18 protein-coding genes are annotated in these 17,411 nt (G+C 40.3%); 10 read left to right on the top strand and 8 right to left on the bottom strand.

Features of this window, described 5'->3' with window-relative positions:
* Positions 1 to 36 precede the first annotated feature (36 nt).
* Positions 37 to 564, top strand: a complete 528-nt coding sequence (locus tag VGA95_08795; protein ID HEX9666638.1) for a zinc ribbon domain-containing protein — start codon at positions 37 to 39, stop codon at positions 562 to 564.
* A gap of 28 nt (positions 565 to 592) precedes the next feature.
* Positions 593 to 2,044: a cytochrome c gene (locus VGA95_08790; GenBank protein HEX9666637.1), complete on the top strand. Its 1,452-nt coding sequence runs from the start codon at positions 593 to 595 to the stop codon at positions 2,042 to 2,044.
* A 545-nt stretch (positions 2,045 to 2,589) separates the two neighbouring features.
* Here VGA95_08790 and VGA95_08785 read toward each other — a convergent pair.
* The 4 genes from VGA95_08785 to VGA95_08770 form a co-directional block, all read right to left on the bottom strand.
* Positions 2,590 to 3,312 carry a 16S rRNA (uracil(1498)-N(3))-methyltransferase gene (locus VGA95_08785; protein HEX9666636.1) on the bottom strand — a complete coding sequence of 241 codons (723 nt, stop codon included), beginning with the start codon at positions 3,310 to 3,312 and terminating at the stop codon, positions 2,590 to 2,592.
* 1 nt (position 3,313) lies between these two features.
* The gene (gene cobA, locus VGA95_08780; GenBank protein ID HEX9666635.1) at positions 3,314 to 4,849 is read right to left on the bottom strand and encodes a uroporphyrinogen-III C-methyltransferase; all 1,536 of its coding nucleotides are present in this window, start codon (positions 4,847 to 4,849) and stop codon (positions 3,314 to 3,316) included.
* A 99-nt stretch (positions 4,850 to 4,948) separates the two neighbouring features.
* A complete protein-coding gene (locus VGA95_08775) occupies positions 4,949 to 5,197 on the bottom strand; it encodes a hypothetical protein (protein ID HEX9666634.1) in 249 nt (82 codons plus the stop codon).
* 91 nt (positions 5,198 to 5,288) lie between these two features.
* Positions 5,289 to 6,911: an MDR family MFS transporter gene (locus VGA95_08770; protein HEX9666633.1), complete on the bottom strand. Its 1,623-nt coding sequence runs from the start codon at positions 6,909 to 6,911 to the stop codon at positions 5,289 to 5,291.
* A gap of 326 nt (positions 6,912 to 7,237) precedes the next feature.
* Here VGA95_08770 and VGA95_08765 point away from each other — a divergent pair, with 326 nt between their 5' ends.
* The 5 genes from VGA95_08765 to VGA95_08745 all read left to right on the top strand — a co-directional run bounded on the left by VGA95_08765 (position 7,238) and on the right by VGA95_08745 (position 12,922).
* The gene (locus VGA95_08765; protein HEX9666632.1) at positions 7,238 to 7,816 is read left to right on the top strand and encodes an RNA polymerase sigma factor; all 579 of its coding nucleotides are present in this window, start codon (positions 7,238 to 7,240) and stop codon (positions 7,814 to 7,816) included.
* Positions 7,806 to 8,297: a hypothetical protein gene (locus VGA95_08760; GenBank protein HEX9666631.1), complete on the top strand. Its 492-nt coding sequence runs from the start codon at positions 7,806 to 7,808 to the stop codon at positions 8,295 to 8,297. The genes VGA95_08765 and VGA95_08760 overlap by 11 nt, the downstream gene beginning before the upstream one ends.
* Before the next feature lie 3 nt (positions 8,298 to 8,300).
* Complete coding sequence (locus VGA95_08755) at positions 8,301 to 8,720, top strand: Spy/CpxP family protein refolding chaperone (protein HEX9666630.1); 420 nt, start codon at positions 8,301 to 8,303, stop codon at positions 8,718 to 8,720.
* 141 nt (positions 8,721 to 8,861) lie between these two features.
* Positions 8,862 to 10,871 (top strand): excinuclease ABC subunit UvrB, encoded by a 2,010-nt coding sequence (uvrB, locus tag VGA95_08750; protein HEX9666629.1) that lies wholly within the window; start codon positions 8,862 to 8,864, stop codon positions 10,869 to 10,871.
* The gene (locus VGA95_08745; GenBank protein HEX9666628.1) at positions 10,868 to 12,922 is read left to right on the top strand and encodes a DUF3488 and transglutaminase-like domain-containing protein; all 2,055 of its coding nucleotides are present in this window, start codon (positions 10,868 to 10,870) and stop codon (positions 12,920 to 12,922) included. Before uvrB ends, VGA95_08745 begins: the two co-directional genes overlap by 4 nt.
* Before the next feature lie 1,185 nt (positions 12,923 to 14,107).
* Here the strand turns inward: VGA95_08745 and VGA95_08740 are convergent.
* Together VGA95_08740 and VGA95_08735 are read right to left on the bottom strand one after the other, a co-directional pair.
* Positions 14,108 to 14,410: a type II toxin-antitoxin system prevent-host-death family antitoxin gene (locus VGA95_08740; GenBank protein HEX9666627.1), complete on the bottom strand. Its 303-nt coding sequence runs from the start codon at positions 14,408 to 14,410 to the stop codon at positions 14,108 to 14,110.
* A gap of 580 nt (positions 14,411 to 14,990) precedes the next feature.
* The gene (locus tag VGA95_08735; protein HEX9666626.1) at positions 14,991 to 15,137 is read right to left on the bottom strand and encodes a hypothetical protein; all 147 of its coding nucleotides are present in this window, start codon (positions 15,135 to 15,137) and stop codon (positions 14,991 to 14,993) included.
* Between the two features lie 132 nt (positions 15,138 to 15,269).
* Here VGA95_08735 and VGA95_08730 point away from each other — a divergent pair, with 132 nt between their 5' ends.
* The 3 genes from VGA95_08730 (at position 15,270) to VGA95_08720 (ending at position 16,208) form a co-directional block, all read left to right on the top strand.
* A complete protein-coding gene (locus tag VGA95_08730; protein ID HEX9666625.1) occupies positions 15,270 to 15,467 on the top strand; it encodes a hypothetical protein in 198 nt (65 codons plus the stop codon).
* Positions 15,468 to 15,612: 145 nt separating this feature from the next.
* Positions 15,613 to 15,837: a DUF433 domain-containing protein gene (locus VGA95_08725; protein ID HEX9666624.1), complete on the top strand. Its 225-nt coding sequence runs from the start codon at positions 15,613 to 15,615 to the stop codon at positions 15,835 to 15,837.
* The gene (locus VGA95_08720) at positions 15,834 to 16,208 is read left to right on the top strand and encodes a DUF5615 family PIN-like protein (GenBank protein HEX9666623.1); all 375 of its coding nucleotides are present in this window, start codon (positions 15,834 to 15,836) and stop codon (positions 16,206 to 16,208) included. Before VGA95_08725 ends, VGA95_08720 begins: the two co-directional genes overlap by 4 nt.
* 403 nt (positions 16,209 to 16,611) lie before the next feature.
* Here VGA95_08720 and VGA95_08715 read toward each other — a convergent pair whose 3' ends face one another.
* A complete protein-coding gene (locus VGA95_08715) occupies positions 16,612 to 16,758 on the bottom strand; it encodes a hypothetical protein (protein ID HEX9666622.1) in 147 nt (48 codons plus the stop codon).
* A gap of 418 nt (positions 16,759 to 17,176) precedes the next feature.
* Positions 17,177 to 17,411, bottom strand: a 235-nt coding sequence (locus VGA95_08710) for a hypothetical protein (protein ID HEX9666621.1), incomplete at its 5' end; no start/stop codon positions are given.

Genomic DNA, 17,411 nt, shown 5'->3' with positions numbered 1-17,411 from the left:
TTTATTGAATAGTTCCAGAAAGCTAGGAGTGTCAAATTGGAAATAATCATCTTATTGGCGATAGTGATTCTTACAGCAGTCTTTATAACGTTACCCTTCTTCAAAAAAAACACCGACGTTGAAAACCCCTTTGAGCAGAAATCAAATCCAATTGTAAACCCTTCTTTAATCGAGTTGAAAAGGCTTAACTCTGAAAAGGAATTACTTTACACCGCATTAAATGATATAGAATTTGATTATGGACTGGGAAAACTATCGAGAGAAGATTATGATGAACTTAAACAAGACTACAAGGCAAGAGCTGTATCCGTACTTAAACAGATTGATGTAATAAGTAGAGGGGTACATTCTACAGAGTTAGAAGATGGATTAGAAAAAGAGATAAAAACACTAAGAAATTTGAAATCGCCCGAACAAGATGAAATCGAAAAGGAAATTCTTAAAACCCGAAAACAGAAGATCGATAAAAATGGATATCTATCATGTTTGAATTGTGGAAAGGAATACAGCGCAGGGGATCTGTTTTGTTCAAGGTGCGGTATCGGCCTAAAAGATGTCAGCTAGGATACGTAATTTGGGAGGAATAAATAATTTGTCTGTTATCTCGACGATAGCATTTTTGCTGTTTTCTTCTACGGTCTTTTTAGGGGTGGATGTTTTTGCCCAGGTCGATATCGAGAGAGTCGATCATGGAAAGGATCTATTTATCCAAAATCGATGCGTTAATTGTCATACGATTGGGAGGGGTAGATTTGTGGGCCCAGACCTGGCAGGGATTAGCAGCAAATATAGTATAGATGAAATAAAGCACTGGATACAGAATCCTCAACAGGTGTACCAGGCCAAGGGTAAAATGCCCATAAACGAAGGCTATCCTCCAATGCCTCCGCTACAAGTTCCGGAGGCTCACATAGACATCATTGCAGACTATCTTTTTTCTAAGAAGCCCATTCAATCTACGAAGGATCATGGTGGTGATATTAAGGGAAGTGTCACGAACAAAACCACTGACAAAGTGTCTGGTGATATCGAAGTTACACTGCGTGCCATGCTAGGAGATCGTGTAACTGATGAGAAGAAACTTGTGACAGACAAAAATGGAACTTTTGAATTTAGAGATTTACCATGGAACCGTAGCTATTCGATTACCCTCAATTATAGGGGCACGGAATATGTAACAGATAAGTTGGTTTTTTACCCGGATGAGGATACCAAGACTCTCGAGTTACCCGTATATGAACCTACTGAAAGCGAGAGTGAAGTAATAATAAAGCAAGCTCATGTGATTTTACAGGTCTCTACGGACTCGATTTCGGTCGCAGAATTATTGATGTTTGAAAACAGAGATAAGAAAATATACGTCGGTTCTGACGTAGTTAACGGGAAAAGGGAGACCTTAAGGTTTCGTCTACCCAGTGACGCTAGCAATATTCAGTTCATTCACGGTATTACAAGTGAAAGCGTTGTTCAAACCGAATCGGGATTTTCGGATACTTCTGCAGTTTGGCCGGGCGTTAGAAGGGTAGTTTACACATATACACTTCCATTTAAATCCGGAAAAAATGTGATCGAAGACAAGGTGAATTATCCCACCGATAGTCTCCTTCTTCTTGTATCTGACTCGGATGAGAATGTCACTGTGGAAGGTCTTACAGGCGGAGGTCTTGTAGATATTCAAAATGAAAAGTTTCTTCAGTGGACTGGCAAAAACCTAAAACCTGGCTCTAAAATAGTGGTAGCTATTAATAAATCGTTCGATCGTGAAGCAGTAGTTAAGTGGGCTGCACTATGTGTAGTCTTACTGGTTGTTGGTGGTGGGATGTTATACGCATTTGTTTTCAAAGGAAAAGGGTTTGATAGCCAGGAAAGCGAGGAAGTCCTTAGTGATATTGAAAGGGAAAAGGGTAAACTGATACAGGAGATTGCAGAGCTCGACGATAGATTTGAGGAAGGAGGGCTAGATGGAGAAATATATAGAAAAGCCCGTAAAGAGAAAAAGGAGAGATTAATTAAACTAATTCGGCGAATAACTGAACTGAGTTAAATCTTATCGAATCAGATATTCCGGCGAGCGAGCTGTGCGGGAATCCCAAAATAAATACACACTAAAACATGCGAAAAAATGGGAGATTGCTTCAATTTGCTTCATAAATTTCGGAATGACGGAGCCGAAACTGATTTTGTCATTGGCCTTCCAAAAATTGCGTTAAGAAAATCAGAAACGAAGGCGTTAAAATCTCCCTAACCCGTTCACACTGAGTTCATCGAAGTGTGCAATTACTCCACTTCGTGATCTAAAATCATCCTTCGACCAGGCTCAGGATGTCCGGATTGGGAATCCTAATTTAATGACATTCAGTAATAATGCTCAAATAGCCACATAGATTTAAAGGTCAAAAATCTCCGTTCATACTGCGCCTGTCCGTTCGAAGGATTGTTTCTTTGTATCAAGACAAAGAAAGCAAGAAATAGATGATAGATAGTCGATGAATGACCCCGTGGCAAAATGCAGGGTATCACTATCCCGAGTCCTCAATGTCTAGGTCGGAACAAGCATGGAGACCCTGAAAGCCTCAGGGAATTTGCTAGCTAAATATCCCCCAGAACATGTTGAATTAAGACGACCGCGACAATGCCGGCCGTTTCCGTCCTGAGCGTCCTGGGGCCAAGACCAATAGGTGAAAATCCCCACTCCATGGCTAATTTTATCTCAAATTCAGAAAATCCTCCTTCCGGACCTATAAATATAATAATGTTTGCAGTAGGTTTTGATACACTCTTAATATAATCGCTTAACTTAGTTTTACAACGCTCATAAAATATGAGTCTTAAGCCGCCATTACGACTGTAGATTTCGGCATCTTTAAACCTGATCGGATCATGAATTTTAGGAGTTGTCACCCTCCCGCATTGCTTTGAAGATTCTATTGCAATTCTGTTCCATCTCAAAGCCTTATTAGTCTCTCTTACTTGGGACCGTTCTGTTACCACTGGTACTATCGAATCTACTCCTAGCTCCGTTGCCTTCTCAACGATAAAGTCCATCTTGTTTCCTTTTGGTATTCCGTGTAGGAGGGTTAAGTTGACATCTGATTTGGACATAATCTTAGTCGAGTTGACTATACTTACCTTTATCTCTTTCTTATTAATCTCGATTATTTTGCCGATATGTTCGAAGGAGCTTTCATCAAAGAGTACTAATTCCTGTCCAGGTTTTAATCTTAAGACCTTAACAATATGCCTGTAATCAGACCCTGTAATGATTGCCTCTTGATTGGATATATTCTTATTACTGATTGGAAATCTTGCCACTTTAATTCTTACTTTGTTGTTCGCCTGTGAAATAAGATGCAATTTCTCGTGTAAGGCCTTGAACCGTGTATGTTCCTGAAATAATTTCAGGCTCGATTCCAAAACCTCTTATCGTCTCGGCTGTTATCGGTCCAATACATGCAATTGTTGATCTCGAGATTATTTTTTTATCCCTTCCAATCATAGAAAAGAAGTTCTTAACAGTCGATGAACTCGTAAATGTTATAACATCTATGTCACCGTTCAAGAGCAACTTTCTAACCTTATCTATTTTCAATTTCCCCGGCATCTTGGTCTCATAGACTGGCAATACATCGACACGAGCACCCATTTTTCTGAGTTTCATTGGAAGAATTCTTCTTGCTATCTTTGCCCTGGGGATAAGAATCCGACTTCCCTTAATATCGATTCTCTCAAAAAGCTTTATCAAACCTTCAGCCCTGAATTCTTCAGGAATCAAATCCACCTTAATCCCCATCTTGTTAATCTCATTTTCTGTTTGTTCTCCGATGGCCGCGATTCTTATACCCTTAAGCTCCCTTACATCCCTCTTCTTTCTCCTAAACCTTTGAAAAAAGAAGTTTACCCCGTTTACACTTGTAAAGATCAGCCAGTTGTAATGGCCTAATTTTTCAACCGCCTTATCGATCCTGTTCCAAGTCCTGATAGGTACCACATCGATAGTGGGAAACTCAATTACCTGTCCGCCTTCCTCTTCGAGGAATTCGGCAAATATTCTTGATTGGGGTCTGGCCCTAGTCACCAGAACTGTTTTACCAAAGAGGGGCTTTGATTCGAACCAATTTATATTCTTTCTTAAATTGACGACATCTCCGACCGCTATGATTGACGGGGAAGATATTTTTTTTTCTTTTGATAAGCTAACTATAGTCCCTATAGTTCCTGTTAGCGTTGATTGATTTGGGAGAGTGCCCCAAGTGATAATGGCCGCTGGGGTCTTCGGTGACTTCCCCATCTCGATTAGCTTTTTCATATTCTGTTCCAGTTTTTCAACTCCCATTAGGAATACGAGTGTACCTATTTTAGCCAGGGCTTCCCACGGGTGTGATGTTTTTAGTTTCTTAGGGTCTTCATGACCTGTAACGACCGCAAACGATGACGAATAATCCCTATGTGTAAGCGGTATCCCGGCATATGCTGTCACCCCTGTGGGAGATGATACACCCGGAATTACATCAAACGGAATACCGTGTTTTGCCAGTTCAACCGCTTCCTCGCCCCCCCTTCCAAATATGAACGGGTCTCCACCTTTAAGCCTTGCAACGGTTTTCCCCTCCAGCGCTTTCTTCGTGATTAGCCTATTAATTTCCTTTTGTGGAATCTCCTTATGGCCTCTTTTTTTTCCAACATATATAATTTCCGCTCCTTCTCTAGCAAATTCGAGTAGCTCTGGGTTTACGAGGTAGTCGTATACTATAACCTCCGATCGTGCCAGGAATTTCTTTCCTTTTAACGTAAATAGCCCTGGATCTCCCGGACCAGCACCAATGAGGTATACGATTCCCTTTTTCGTCATCGATAAAGTAAAAGAAATCCGAAGGAATTGTTGATTGTCAAGGCCAGTTAGGCCAAGAGGCTTCTTGAATTGAATGATTGTCGGTTGATGTTTATTCCCCTATCGGGATTGTTTTTCACAGGGAACATCTGATGGAGCCCCTTTACCCATCAATGTTGCACGCCTAGCCAGTGTAGCACGACTGATCTTACGATTCTTCAAGGACGGGTCCAAATACTGAAAGCTTTGAATGCTAACAGGCATGTTCAAGCAATCCCTTGGACGAAATACTTTTTCACTCTTGGTATCAGTATGATTGCCTCTCGCACATGATATAAGAAGTAGCAGACTGGCAATTATCTTTTTCATTTTCGATCACTTCCAATCATAAAGGTAAATTTAGAATAGGATTTCTGTTTTTAGAAGATTGACGGTCCGAGCGATTATTAAGGTTTTTTAGCTAAACAATTTTTTTTTCTTCTTCCCTCATGTCTATGAACCTTCCCTTAGGCATAAGAAATGCAGAGACGAAGGCAACGACTGCTATGAATAATCCGGTTAAAAATACATTTCTCAGTGAGCTAGCTAACAAATGGGTTAATGCATCATGGATTTCAGGGGATAAATAAGTCCTTGCTTCAGGGTCTACGATCAAATCCGGATTCTTTAGATAATGCAATTCCGAGGCCTCAAGTGACTTTGAAAGTGAACCGGTTCCGTATAGCATCGTGGTACTCAGAACCATTCCCATTACGCTTACTCCGATAGTGGCACCCATAGATCGGAAAAATTGAGTCGTGGAGGTAGCAATTCCGAGTCTCGATCTTGGAACAGAATTTTGAACAGCTAGGAGTAAAGGGACGAAGATCATACCCATTCCGGTCCCAAGGATAAGCAATATTACGATAGTACCACTATGCGATGTATCTTTACTCATGTAGCTGAGAAGAAAAAATCCAATAGATAATAGGGCAGTGCCAATTAAAATGATCTGTCTATAACCAAATCGAAGCATTAATTTCCCGGAAATGCTTGAGAAAAAGACCCAACTGAGTAACAATGGTGTAAGAATGGTTCCCGCTTGCGTAGCATTAGTTCCAATCACCCCTTGAATAAATAAAGGTATAAATGATATTGACCCGAACATTGCCATTCCCACGAGAAAACCGGTGATAACGGAGGTCTTAAAAAATGGGTTTGAAAACAATTCGAGTGGGAGGATTGGATCTTTCGCAAGCTTCTGTGTTTTGATAAATAGCCACAGTAAAGGGATACATGATACCAGCATTAGAGTTACAACCAGAGAATGTAAGCTGTCCTCCTTGCCGATCTGTGTCAGGCCAATCAGAAAAAGTGAGACCAGTGCCGTCAATACTGTTGCTCCCTTAATATCAAGAAATACTTTCTTGCCAGTAAATGTGTTTTCTTTGAGTGCAAACCATATCACTAATACCGCTATGATTCCGAAGGGAATATTAAGGTAAAAAACCCATCGCCATGAAAACTGATCTGTAATAACGCCTCCTAGAATTGGTCCGACTATGCTAGAAAGGCCCCAAACACCACCGAAAAGACCCTGTACCCTTGCCCTTTCCGTCAGTGAAAACATTTCGCCGACGATTATCATTCCCAAGGTCAAAAGGGCTCCGCCACCGAATCCCTGAAGTGCACGAAATAAAATCAGAGCATTCATGGACTTTGATTGTCCTGAAAGTGCCGATCCTATGAGAAATATCGCAATGCCGATAATGTAGAACCTTTTCCTTCCGTAAAGGTCCGACAGTCTTCCCCAAAAGGGCAGCGAAATAGTCGATGTAAGAACATAGGCGGAAAAGACCCAACTGTAAATGTTCAGGCCCCCTAGACTGGAGACAACGGTAGGCATTGCGGTGCTAACAGCTGTAGCTTCGAGCGCACTTAGAAACATTCCTATCATTAGCCCCATGGTGACAAAGATTCTTCTAGATTTGGAGATCATGGGGGGCTTTAACTCAGTTTCACCCCGATCTGGAGTGGATACGTTTTCAGGTGCATCAAATCGCCCAAAATTAGCCGAGTCATTACCAAAGGGCCTTTTTTTCATCTGTATTCCAGTTGAGCATGTGTTGCGTGTTTACTTGACACTCTATTAATTTAATGAAAATTAATTCTGATCGACGCTAAACGATGGTTCTGTCATTATCAAATTATGTATTCTTACCATACTTATCGCACCAACAATAATTATCAGTTGCTTAATCACAATATAATTAATTGACTAGTGGTTGAGGAAATCTAAGAATGTTTGTAAGTATCTAGCAAATCTTTATTTCCGTGCTTATTATACCTAATCAATTGACATAGTTAATAAATCCGTAACATTTTCTTTGATTTTTAGTTACTAAAATATAAAATCTAATCTGCATGCAGATGGAAACTGATATCGAGCTCATGAGGAGAGTCAAATCAGGGGATGACAGTGCCTTCACAGAATTAATGAAAAGACACTACAAGTCTATTATGAATTATATATACCGGTTTACCAATGATAGAAATGATTCAGAGGACTTAGCTCAAGAAGTCTTTTTAAGGGTTTACCGATCGGTAAAGGAATACAGACCGCAGGCTAAATTTTCCACATGGCTCTACAAGATTGCTACGAATGTTTGCCTGACTGAAATAAAAGTAAAAGGCAGAATGAATAAAGTGAGTTTAGATGAATTTCAGGAGAATAAGGGGGATGTAAGAGATTCTAATTCACCGAGTGGTTATGATTTGATCAACAGAAGGGACATTAGGGATAGCATTTTTCAAGCACTAAATGCAATACCTGAGAAAGAGAGGACTTCGATTATTCTTTGCAAATATGAAGGATTGTCCTATGATGAAGTAGCCGATGTAATAGGATGCACCGTGGGTGCGGTTAAAACCTATATTCATAGAGGAAGAATGAAACTGATCGATAAATTAAAACCAATTTTGGAAGAGAGGGGAGAAAATGAATTGTGAGAATTTCAAGGACTTAATACTCGATTACACTATTGATGACCGGGACAAGTCACAAATGGACGAGTTGAAGGTTCATTTGGACGTGTGCAGCGAATGCAACGAATTTCTGAGATTCGCAAATCTAGAATGGAAGTTACTGGATAAATGGGAAGGGATTGAACCAAAAGAGGATTATATAATAAAGTTTTGGGAAGGATTGAATCATCGGGAAGAAGGCCCTAAACCATGGTTGTTTAAACTCTTCGACTACCGGGTGCGGAATTGGTCATACATATCTGTCTTGTCTCTGTTCCTCATTATCTCTGTTGTTGCAATTGTATATATGAGAGCAGAAAATAGCGTAGTTAAGTATACGGAGAAGGATAGAGAAGACGAAAAGCTACTATTTGAAGTTGACAGAACAATATCTTTCGACAGTGCGGACGTGTTGGAGATCTATGGGCTTTGGAAGTTTGACAACGATAATAACACGGGAGGATAGGAATTGAAAAAGACCTGCTTCATTATTTTAACTTTAATCTTGTTTTACTCACCAAACTCCTACAGTCATGGTGGCTATAAGAGCGCCAAGTGGTGGAAAGATCCCGAAGTTGTCAAGGAACTTAATCTAACAAAGGATCAAGTCGACCTCATAGAACAAATATTCAACGGTAATAAGGACCCAATAGCAGACTTGTATTCACAATTAAAACAGAAACAATCAGAGTTCCGATCGAAGATTGAAGACCCAAATTCAGGTAGGGATGAGGTTCTGGAACTGAATGATGAGGTGGTGCAATTAAAGACAAAGTTAAAAAGACTCAGGCTAGATATGTTATTAAAGATAAGAGAAGTACTGACACCAGAACAAAGGCAAAACCTGCAAAAAATAAGGTTCACCGAAGTTAAGAAGAAACATAAATAGGCCCTTTTGACCTTCGCAATATTCGACTGATTATAATTCTTGAAAGGTATACCAATCAGCTATTCTTAACCGACTGACCACAAGGTTATGGATATTATTTACACTATTACACAATTCAATTAGAATTTTAGTCGGGTAATTGTGTCAAACCTCTTTAAAATTAAGACGGATTTTTCTCCTAAGGGTGATCAGCCATCAGCCATAGATAAGCTTACCAAAGGCGTTCTTAGGGGTCTTAAGCATCAAGTACTGCTCGGAGTCACCGGCAGTGGTAAAACCTTTACCATCGCAAAAGCAATCGCTAATCTGGACAAGCCAACACTGATTATCGCGCATAATAAGACACTTGCCGCACAATTGTATGGAGAACTCAAAGAGCTGTTTCCGGAAAATGCCGTGCATTACTTTGTCAGCTACTATGATTATTATCAACCCGAAGCCTATATACCGGAAACCGATACATATATAGCGAAGGATGCATCCATAAATGAACATATTGATAGACTACGACACGCGGCAACTTCATCGCTTTTCGACAGAAGAGACGTAATTATAGTGGCAAGCGTTTCATGTATTTATGGTATAGGCTCCCCCGAGGACTATTACGGCATGCTTACCATAATTGAGGAAGGAATGGATATCGGGAGGGACGAATTCCTTAGGAAGCTTACAGATGCCCGTTATGAAAGGAGCAACAACGAATTTTACAGGGGTAGTTTTGCGGTCAAGGGCGATTCGGTAGAGCTTTTTCCATCACATGAAGAGTCGATTGCATTAAGGGTGGAATTCTTTGGTAATTATGTCGAATCGATCAAGGAGATTGAACCATTAGAAAAGAGGACGGTAAGAAATATAAAAAAAGCTATCATATATCCAAATACACATTATGTTGCACCGGCAGAGAAACTAATTCGTGCGATTAAAACCATAAAGGAAGAGCTAATAGAGAGAATAAGCTACTTTGAATCTCGGGGCATGACCTTGGAAAAGAAAAGGATAGAGGAAAAATCAAAATATGATCTCGAACTCCTCTCTACAATCGGTTTCTGCCCGGGAATTGAAAACTATTCAAGGCACCTATCGGGCAGGAGACCAGGAGAACCCCCTTGGACGCTATTGGACTATTTTCCAAAGGATTCATTGTTTATTATAGATGAAAGTCATCAGACAGTCCCGCAGCTTAGGGGAATGTATGAGGGTGATAGGAGCAGGAAGCTCACTCTAGTGGAACACGGCTTTAGGCTTCCCTCCGCTATCGACAACCGACCACTTAACTTCTCTGAGTTTGAGGAAAAGATCAATCAAGTGATTTTTGTCTCGGCTACTCCCGGGCAATACGAGCTTTCTAAATGCGAGGCGGAGGTTGTTGAACAGATCATACGTCCCACCGGACTCGCTGATCCTGAGATAGAAATACGACCCGCAGAGAACCAGGTAGACGATCTTCTAGAGGAAATAAAAAAGGCGGTAGACATGTCCGATCGGGTTCTTATAACGACTCTTACCAAACGCATGGCAGAGGATTTAGCCGAATATTATAGACGAATCGGTATAAAGGTGAGGTATATACATTCCGACATCGAAACACTGGAGAGGATTAGGATTATAAGAGACCTCAGGATCGGAGTTTTCGATGTTCTAATAGGCATCAATCTCCTGCGCGAAGGGCTTGACATACCTGAACTGTCCCTTGTTGCCGTGTTAGATGCGGACAAGGAAGGATACCTGCGTTCAGAAACATCGCTGATACAGATCTTCGGTCGAGCTTCCAGAAATATAAGGGGAAGGGTTATATTGTATGCAGATAGGATTACCACGTCCATGTCGAGGGCGATTTATGAAACCAGCCGAAGAAGGGAAATTCAATTGGCATTTAACAAATCGAACCATATCACACCAAAGAGTATTGAGAAGAGGATAAGTGATATACTCGCTTCTATATATGAAGCAGACTATTTCACGGTTCCTAAGGATGATGAGGGTGAGATATCAGATGTTACTCCAGAAAAGATTCCGGGCCTTATCAAAAAACTTACGGAGGAAATGAAACTGGCTGCAAATAAGCTTGAGTTTGAGAATGCAGCCCGCAGCAGAGACAAGATAAAAAGACTCCGTGATTTAGAAATTAAATACCTCGGAGAGATAAAGTGAACCTATCACAGGCGCAGGCTCTGTTCACGCATCTGATCGCTCTATTGGGATTTTTTTCGATATGGATTACGGGAGTGGTTGACAATCTATCCGCCATTGTTTTTGTGGTAGCGTTAACTTTTAGTTTCATAAATTCAAAGATTCGTAGACAGTACTATATAAACGAAACCCTCTCTACATTCCTTGCTATATTGCTTATAGTCTATGTTTTACTAAGCTTCTTTGTTCTTGGGGTGGAAGTCGTTAATGCAATTTTAATTTTTTTAATCTATACCCAGATCATTAAGCTGCTCGCACGGAAGACAATAAGAGATATTGTTCAAATCTACATTCTAAGTTTCTTTCAATTTCTTGCCGGATCGGTAGTTGCTATAAATTTTGGCTATGGAGTTGCATTCATAGTGTATGTAGCAGTATCGCTTTCAGCAATCGTTATCCTTAATATCACAAAAGAATCTCATGATACTTCTAGTAAGGCGGATCCTAACCTTGTTACTGGAAAATTCTTAAGTACAACTGCGTTGATCAGTATCTGTGTTTTAGTTTTTACTGCGATGATCTTTATTTCTGTCCCAAGAATTAGAACAGGTTTTTTTATGAGTGATTTTATCACACCCGAATCATTGAGGACCGGGTTCTCAGATGAAGTAAAACTAGGACAGGTTGGACAAATTAAGTTCGATAATTCACCCGTGATGAGGGTAATGATTTTAAACAGGGAGATCAAGAGTATTCCAAGACCTATTTATTGGAGAGGTATAGCGCTTGATCGATTTGATGGTACCCATTGGCGAGCCAGCAAACGCAACTATCAGACCATCAAAAAAAACATTGACGGAGAAACAAGGGTAAAGCATTCGGGTAATGAATTATTAGCCCAGGAAATATTAACTGAACCAATAGACACGGATATTCTATTTTCAGCTAATGTTCCTGTTGGCTTTCAAGGCCTTGAAGGAAGTATGATCGCTGAAATAAATGACTCCTACATTCTTCCGAATAAGACATCCTATAAGCTCAAATACTTAGCATACTCAGATTTGGAAGTCCCAGAGGCCTATGACCTGAGAAGCGACCGAGGAGAATATCCGACTGAGATAATGGATAATTATCTCCAACTACCATTTCTAAATAAAAATATTCAAGATCTTGCAAAAGAGTTGACAATAGATAAAACCAATGCTTATGATAGGACGATTTCTATCAAAAATTATCTTCAAGACAACTTAAAATATACTAGAACCCTAGAAAGGGGAACCAGCGAATTCCCGTTAGACGATTTCCTCTTCGAAAATAAGGCTGGACATTGTGAATACTTTGCTACATCCATGGTAGTTATGCTAAGGGTTTTGGGTATTCCTTCAAGAGTTATCAATGGTTTTATTGATGGTCAATGGAATGCACACGGCGACTTTTTTTTAATAAGAGAAAGCGATGCCCACTCTTGGGTGGAGGTTTATTTCCCGACATATGGTTGGGTTAGTTTCGATCCAACACCAGAGAGTGCGGACTCAGATGCAGAAACGGGTGCCTTTTATTTCTTCAGTTCGTATATAGATTACTTGAAATTCCGTTGGAGTAGATATGTGATAGATTATGATCAAAAGGATCAAAATCAATTTTTCAAGCAACTGAGAAACAAATGGGTCTGGCAAAAAAGAAAATTACAAAATAAGGGTTTTAGTGAACTCTTAGTCGATAAGAGATGGTTAATAGCCTTAGGATTGTTGGGTTTTACTACCTGGTTACTCGTGAAAAAGCCCGTACTTACAAGACTGCCTAAGTTTCGGGAATACTACACTGACAAAAGAGCCTCATCAATGTATAAAAAAGCGCTCTCTATGTTAACCAAAAAAGGGTTTAAAAAGCACGATTATTTGACGCCAAGAGAATTCGCTAAAGCCGTAGGCTTAAATGCAAACTCAACGTCCAATACCTTTGAAGCCTTGACAGAGGCATATTTGGAGCTCAGGTTTGGTAAATCAAATACCGATGAGAAGATCAAAAATTTAGAGAGGCTGCTCATTATCCTGAAAAACGAGATTATATAGCGCTTTTTCACTCAGCTACCCTCTGTCATTCGAATCTTGTCACGAGCCCTCAATACTCCCAGCCGTTTACCCTGTCCTGGGTTTCATCGAAGGGTCTGTCCCAGTTCTACGATGGCAATAATAAACCGTTCACACTGAGCCCTGAGCCTGTCCTGAGTGTAATCGAAGGATCGAAGTGTGGATCAGTTACTTTGCCCGAGGACCTGTCGTGAGCCTAGCCAAAGCACCTGTCCCGGCTAGGTCGAAGTGATCAGTGTAAACTCCTGCGTGACGATCCGATTTGACTCAAATGTCATTGCTAGCCGCGTGAAGCAATCTCAATTAACACGTGTCGTTCTCAAATGCAGTTATTGGGAATCCACCCCTCATATGTCATTTGTTATCGGGAATCCACTAATAAAATGGTTTTACTTCTCCCTTTCTTTTCTTTATAACCCGTTCACCCGTCGAAGGGTGGAAATGCCTGCCTTGAGTCCTGAGCCTGTCCTGAGTTGAATCAAAGGGCCAGCCGTAAATAGACGTTTAGCGGAGGACTTCAGTCCCCCACTTATCTTCTAATTGGTAGTGAAAATAAAGAGGAAGCTCTTGGTAAGAAGAGTACCGAAGGCAATTGAAAAAATCGCGGGAAGATCAATAAAAAGAACAATAACTCATTTATTCATGATCCCAGAGGTTTTTTATCACAGGAACTGTAAGTTTCTCATATATAATCCTTAAAGCGGGTACGGCAGAAAAGCCGTAGATTCTTTTTTAATGATTACTACAAGCTCTCCTTATATATCGCCCAAAATTTTCTTGGAGAGATTACTTTAATTCCTTTATATGTTGGGGAAGGGAAATGACGAGTATTTCCTGTTACAAGGCAATCAACCTTTCCAGCAAGCGCGCATTCAAGGAACTTATTATCGGCAGGGTCTTTCAGGGTAAATTCTAAAGACTTAGGTTTCACAATTTTACTCTTTGCTTTAATCAGTCGCAGAAATCTTTTTACTACTCCTTTTGAAAATCAAATTTTGGCCGTAAAAGGACCCCCTCATATTCCTGAAGGATTTCTGGGGATATAAAAAGTGTAATCTCTCTTTGAGTAGCGATATCTAAAAGAAACGCAGGGATGCCTTCTGAATTGAGAAGTCCCGAAACAATAACATTAGTATCGTATACCGCTTTAATCACAGAGAGTAGGACTTAAGATTTAGATTTCCGGTATGCCTTTATTTCTCGATCTACCTCTTTTGCAGATATAGTATCTAGCCCCTTCTCTTTTGCTTCAAGTTGGATTTCGGCAACGACACTCGCACGTTCCTTTTTGAGGACATTCTTTAAAAAGTCGTCAACGCCAATCACCACTGCCTGAGGTTTGCCTCGTTCGCTTACTAAAAATCGAGTATTCGAATTCTTCGCTCGCTTGACCAGACGGGATAAATCCTTTCTGGCCTGGTTGAGTCCTATCATGGTGAGGGTCATGGGTTTTCTTTTCTCTTTTGCCAATATGTGCTCCTCTTATCCCGAGAGAAATAAAATTAATGCTAAATGTTAACCTTAACTTTAATATAAAGGTACGTAAGACTGGTGTCAAATGTTTCGGCCAATTTAAACTTTTCAAATTCTTTTGCCTTTTCAGTTTGAAATGATAGATGGATTAAATATCCTTTCACTTTGATTCTTTACTTTTTTCTTTTATTCGAGCCAACCAAGAGTTAGTCATTTGCTGGGTCGAACAGATCTTAAGCGTTGTCATTTGGACTCCCCGACAGAAACATTTGGACACAGGCGTTATCGGGAATCCGCATAGAGGTCATTTGAGAAACTACGTATCGAAGCAATCTCAATTACCACGTGTCATTCTCAAATGCAGTTATTGGGGATCCACGAATAAAAAGGTTTACATTCCCCATTCTCTTCTTTATAACCCGTATAACCCGTTCACACTGAGTAGTGAGCCTTGAGCTTAGTCGAAAGGTCGAACTATCGAAGGGTCGAAGGGTCAAGGGACCTGTCCTAAGTCTAAGGATGGCCAAGTCTAATAATATATGGGGAACCTCACAGACCTTTCCCAGTCCCGAAATTTCTAATTCTGCAATATGATGATCACAGTGCCATGTGTGACCCAGTCTCCATAGCCGCAATCCGCCATCACGTCATTGCGAAGGGCGAAGCCCTGTGGCAATCCCCTTTTTATACCCTCAGGGATTAGGATTCTCAAGCGTATCATCATTGAAGAGTTACGTTTCCTTTGAGTCTCATTTTGTCACGATGCCAGACACCATTTCTCTGAATAATAATAATTATCACTTCTGAAGAAATGGCGTATAATTAATAATCAAGTGACAAAAGATGGAAAGGGACAATGACTGTAAAGGAAATTGAGAAAGCAATTGAAAAACTATCTGAAGATCACCTATCAGTTTTGAGAGAGTGGTTTTACAAGTTTGATAATGAAGTATGGGATAAACAATTTGAGGGGGGTGTAAAGGCCGGGAAATTAGTTAGGTTAGCTGAGAAAGCGATTTCTGACTGCCGTGCCGGAAAGTGTAAAGAGTTATGAGGCACTTAGCCGGGCCAACGTTTTGAAGCTATTATGAAAAGCTACCAAAACAAATTCGGCAACTAGCTGATAAATCTTTTGAAGAGGCTTCGAAAAATCTCCAAGAAGTATTGCAAATTATAAAAGAGGAAATAATAATAAAAAGATGAAACTTGAGCGCATTACAGTCAATCCAAATATTTGCACCGGTAAGCCGTGCATAAGGGGACTTCGCTTCCCTGTTTCGCGCCTGCTTGGGCTTTTGGCTTCAGGAGAGACAAAAGAAACTATTTTAAAGGCATATCCCTATTTAGAGGCCGAGGATATAGACCAAGCCTTGCTCTACGCAGCCTTTCTTGCAGAAGATGAAACAGTGGAATTTGCGAGATGAAGTTTGTAGTAGATATGCCTCTTTCACCACAATTGGCTGTCTGGTTAACGAGACAGGGCCATGATGCCGTTCATGCTCTAGAATTGGGACTAGATCGGGCTTCAGATATAACTATCCTAGAACGTGCTAGAAATGAGGGACGTGTTGTAGTCACAGCTGATTTGGACTATCCTCGACTTTTGGCTCTGGCAAAGGCGGAAAGGCCAGGTTTAATACTCTTCCGAGGTGGAAATTACACTGAGCAAGAAGTGGTAGAACTTATAAGTCGAGCTCTTGAAAAAATTTCAACAGAGGAGTTGGCCAGTTCAATCATTGTCATTGAAAAGAGTAGGATTCGTAGGAGACGTCTTCCACTCGAACCAAGCTCATAACAGCATGCTATAAGGTTCAGGGCGAACCCATAGCCGTACTCAAACAAAAAGAGGAAAGAAAGGAGGGATGAAGTTAATAGGGCGGGAAATAGGAAAAACAATCCAAAAAAACACCGGGCAAGAAGAGCAAAAACAAAAATAACTCATTTATTCACGCCTGACCCCAGAGATTCCTAGTTGACGATGAAATAAAGAAAGAGTACAAGAAAAAGGATGTTCATGATATGAAAACTAAAACAAACAATCCAAAAATTGCTGGAAGGAAGATATTAATAAAAAACAATCGTCAATTGAAAATTTGACCCCTGAGTTTTTTATTTAGCGTTTAGATGCGCAGAATGAATCGAAGTTCATCAGGTCGTCTTATCAAACTCTCTGCTTTTGCTTCAAAGATTCTGAAATTTTAACCCTCTCCTCCTTCATCGAAATCGGTGTCTATGGGTAGTTCAGCTAGCTCACCGCCGCACTCATCGCAGACTAACTCATCCTCAGTAGGGCGGTCGTCCTCGTATACCAAATTACACATTACGCAATAAAAGGATTTTTTCACTTAACTTTCACCCCCTAATTTAATCTTTTTCCTCAGCCCCTTCTTCAGTTCGCCCGGAATAAATAGAAAGAGCAAAAAATATGGTGTCGACCCGTTGACATTTCACATAATTTTCTCATAACTATAAACTCTCTGTATGGCAAGACCCCCTAATAGTTCAATATCCAGGTGCACTCTATCCTATTACCAGCAGAGGAAATGAGAAAAAGAATATATATCTTGACGATTCAGACAGAAAAAATAGAGGGGTCAAACCTTTTGTTGTTTGTAGTATCCACTGATAAATGTTTTAAGAAAAGGGAATTGGTCTTTTGATATTGTATCTAAATTGGACATTTTCTATAAATATTTCGATCAAATACACTTGAAATCCCTCAAGTGATTTACTACCTAATTTCCTGATCAAGAGAGAATATTGTTATTTCTTAAAACTAGTCAACAAAAGATTTGACCCCTGAGTCCCTGAGTTTCTCGACTGGACCAAGTTAATCGACATGGTAAGGACAGGTTCTCTCGAAGCAATCTCCTCTTTTTTGTCATCGTACTTCGAGCAGCCTGTCCTGAGCACCGTCGAAGGGCCTGTACTGAGTATAATCGAAGTGCTCAGTATAGACTCTCTTGTGGCGATCTCTTGTCTATCTCTTGAGGAAATG

It is taken from the genome of Thermodesulfobacteriota bacterium, assembly GCA_036397855.1.
Lineage (GTDB): Bacteria > Desulfobacterota_D > UBA1144 > Nemesobacterales > CSP1-2 > DASWID01.
The sequence above is the reverse complement of the archived record's forward strand: the minus strand, read 5'-3'. Positions and strand labels throughout refer to the sequence as shown.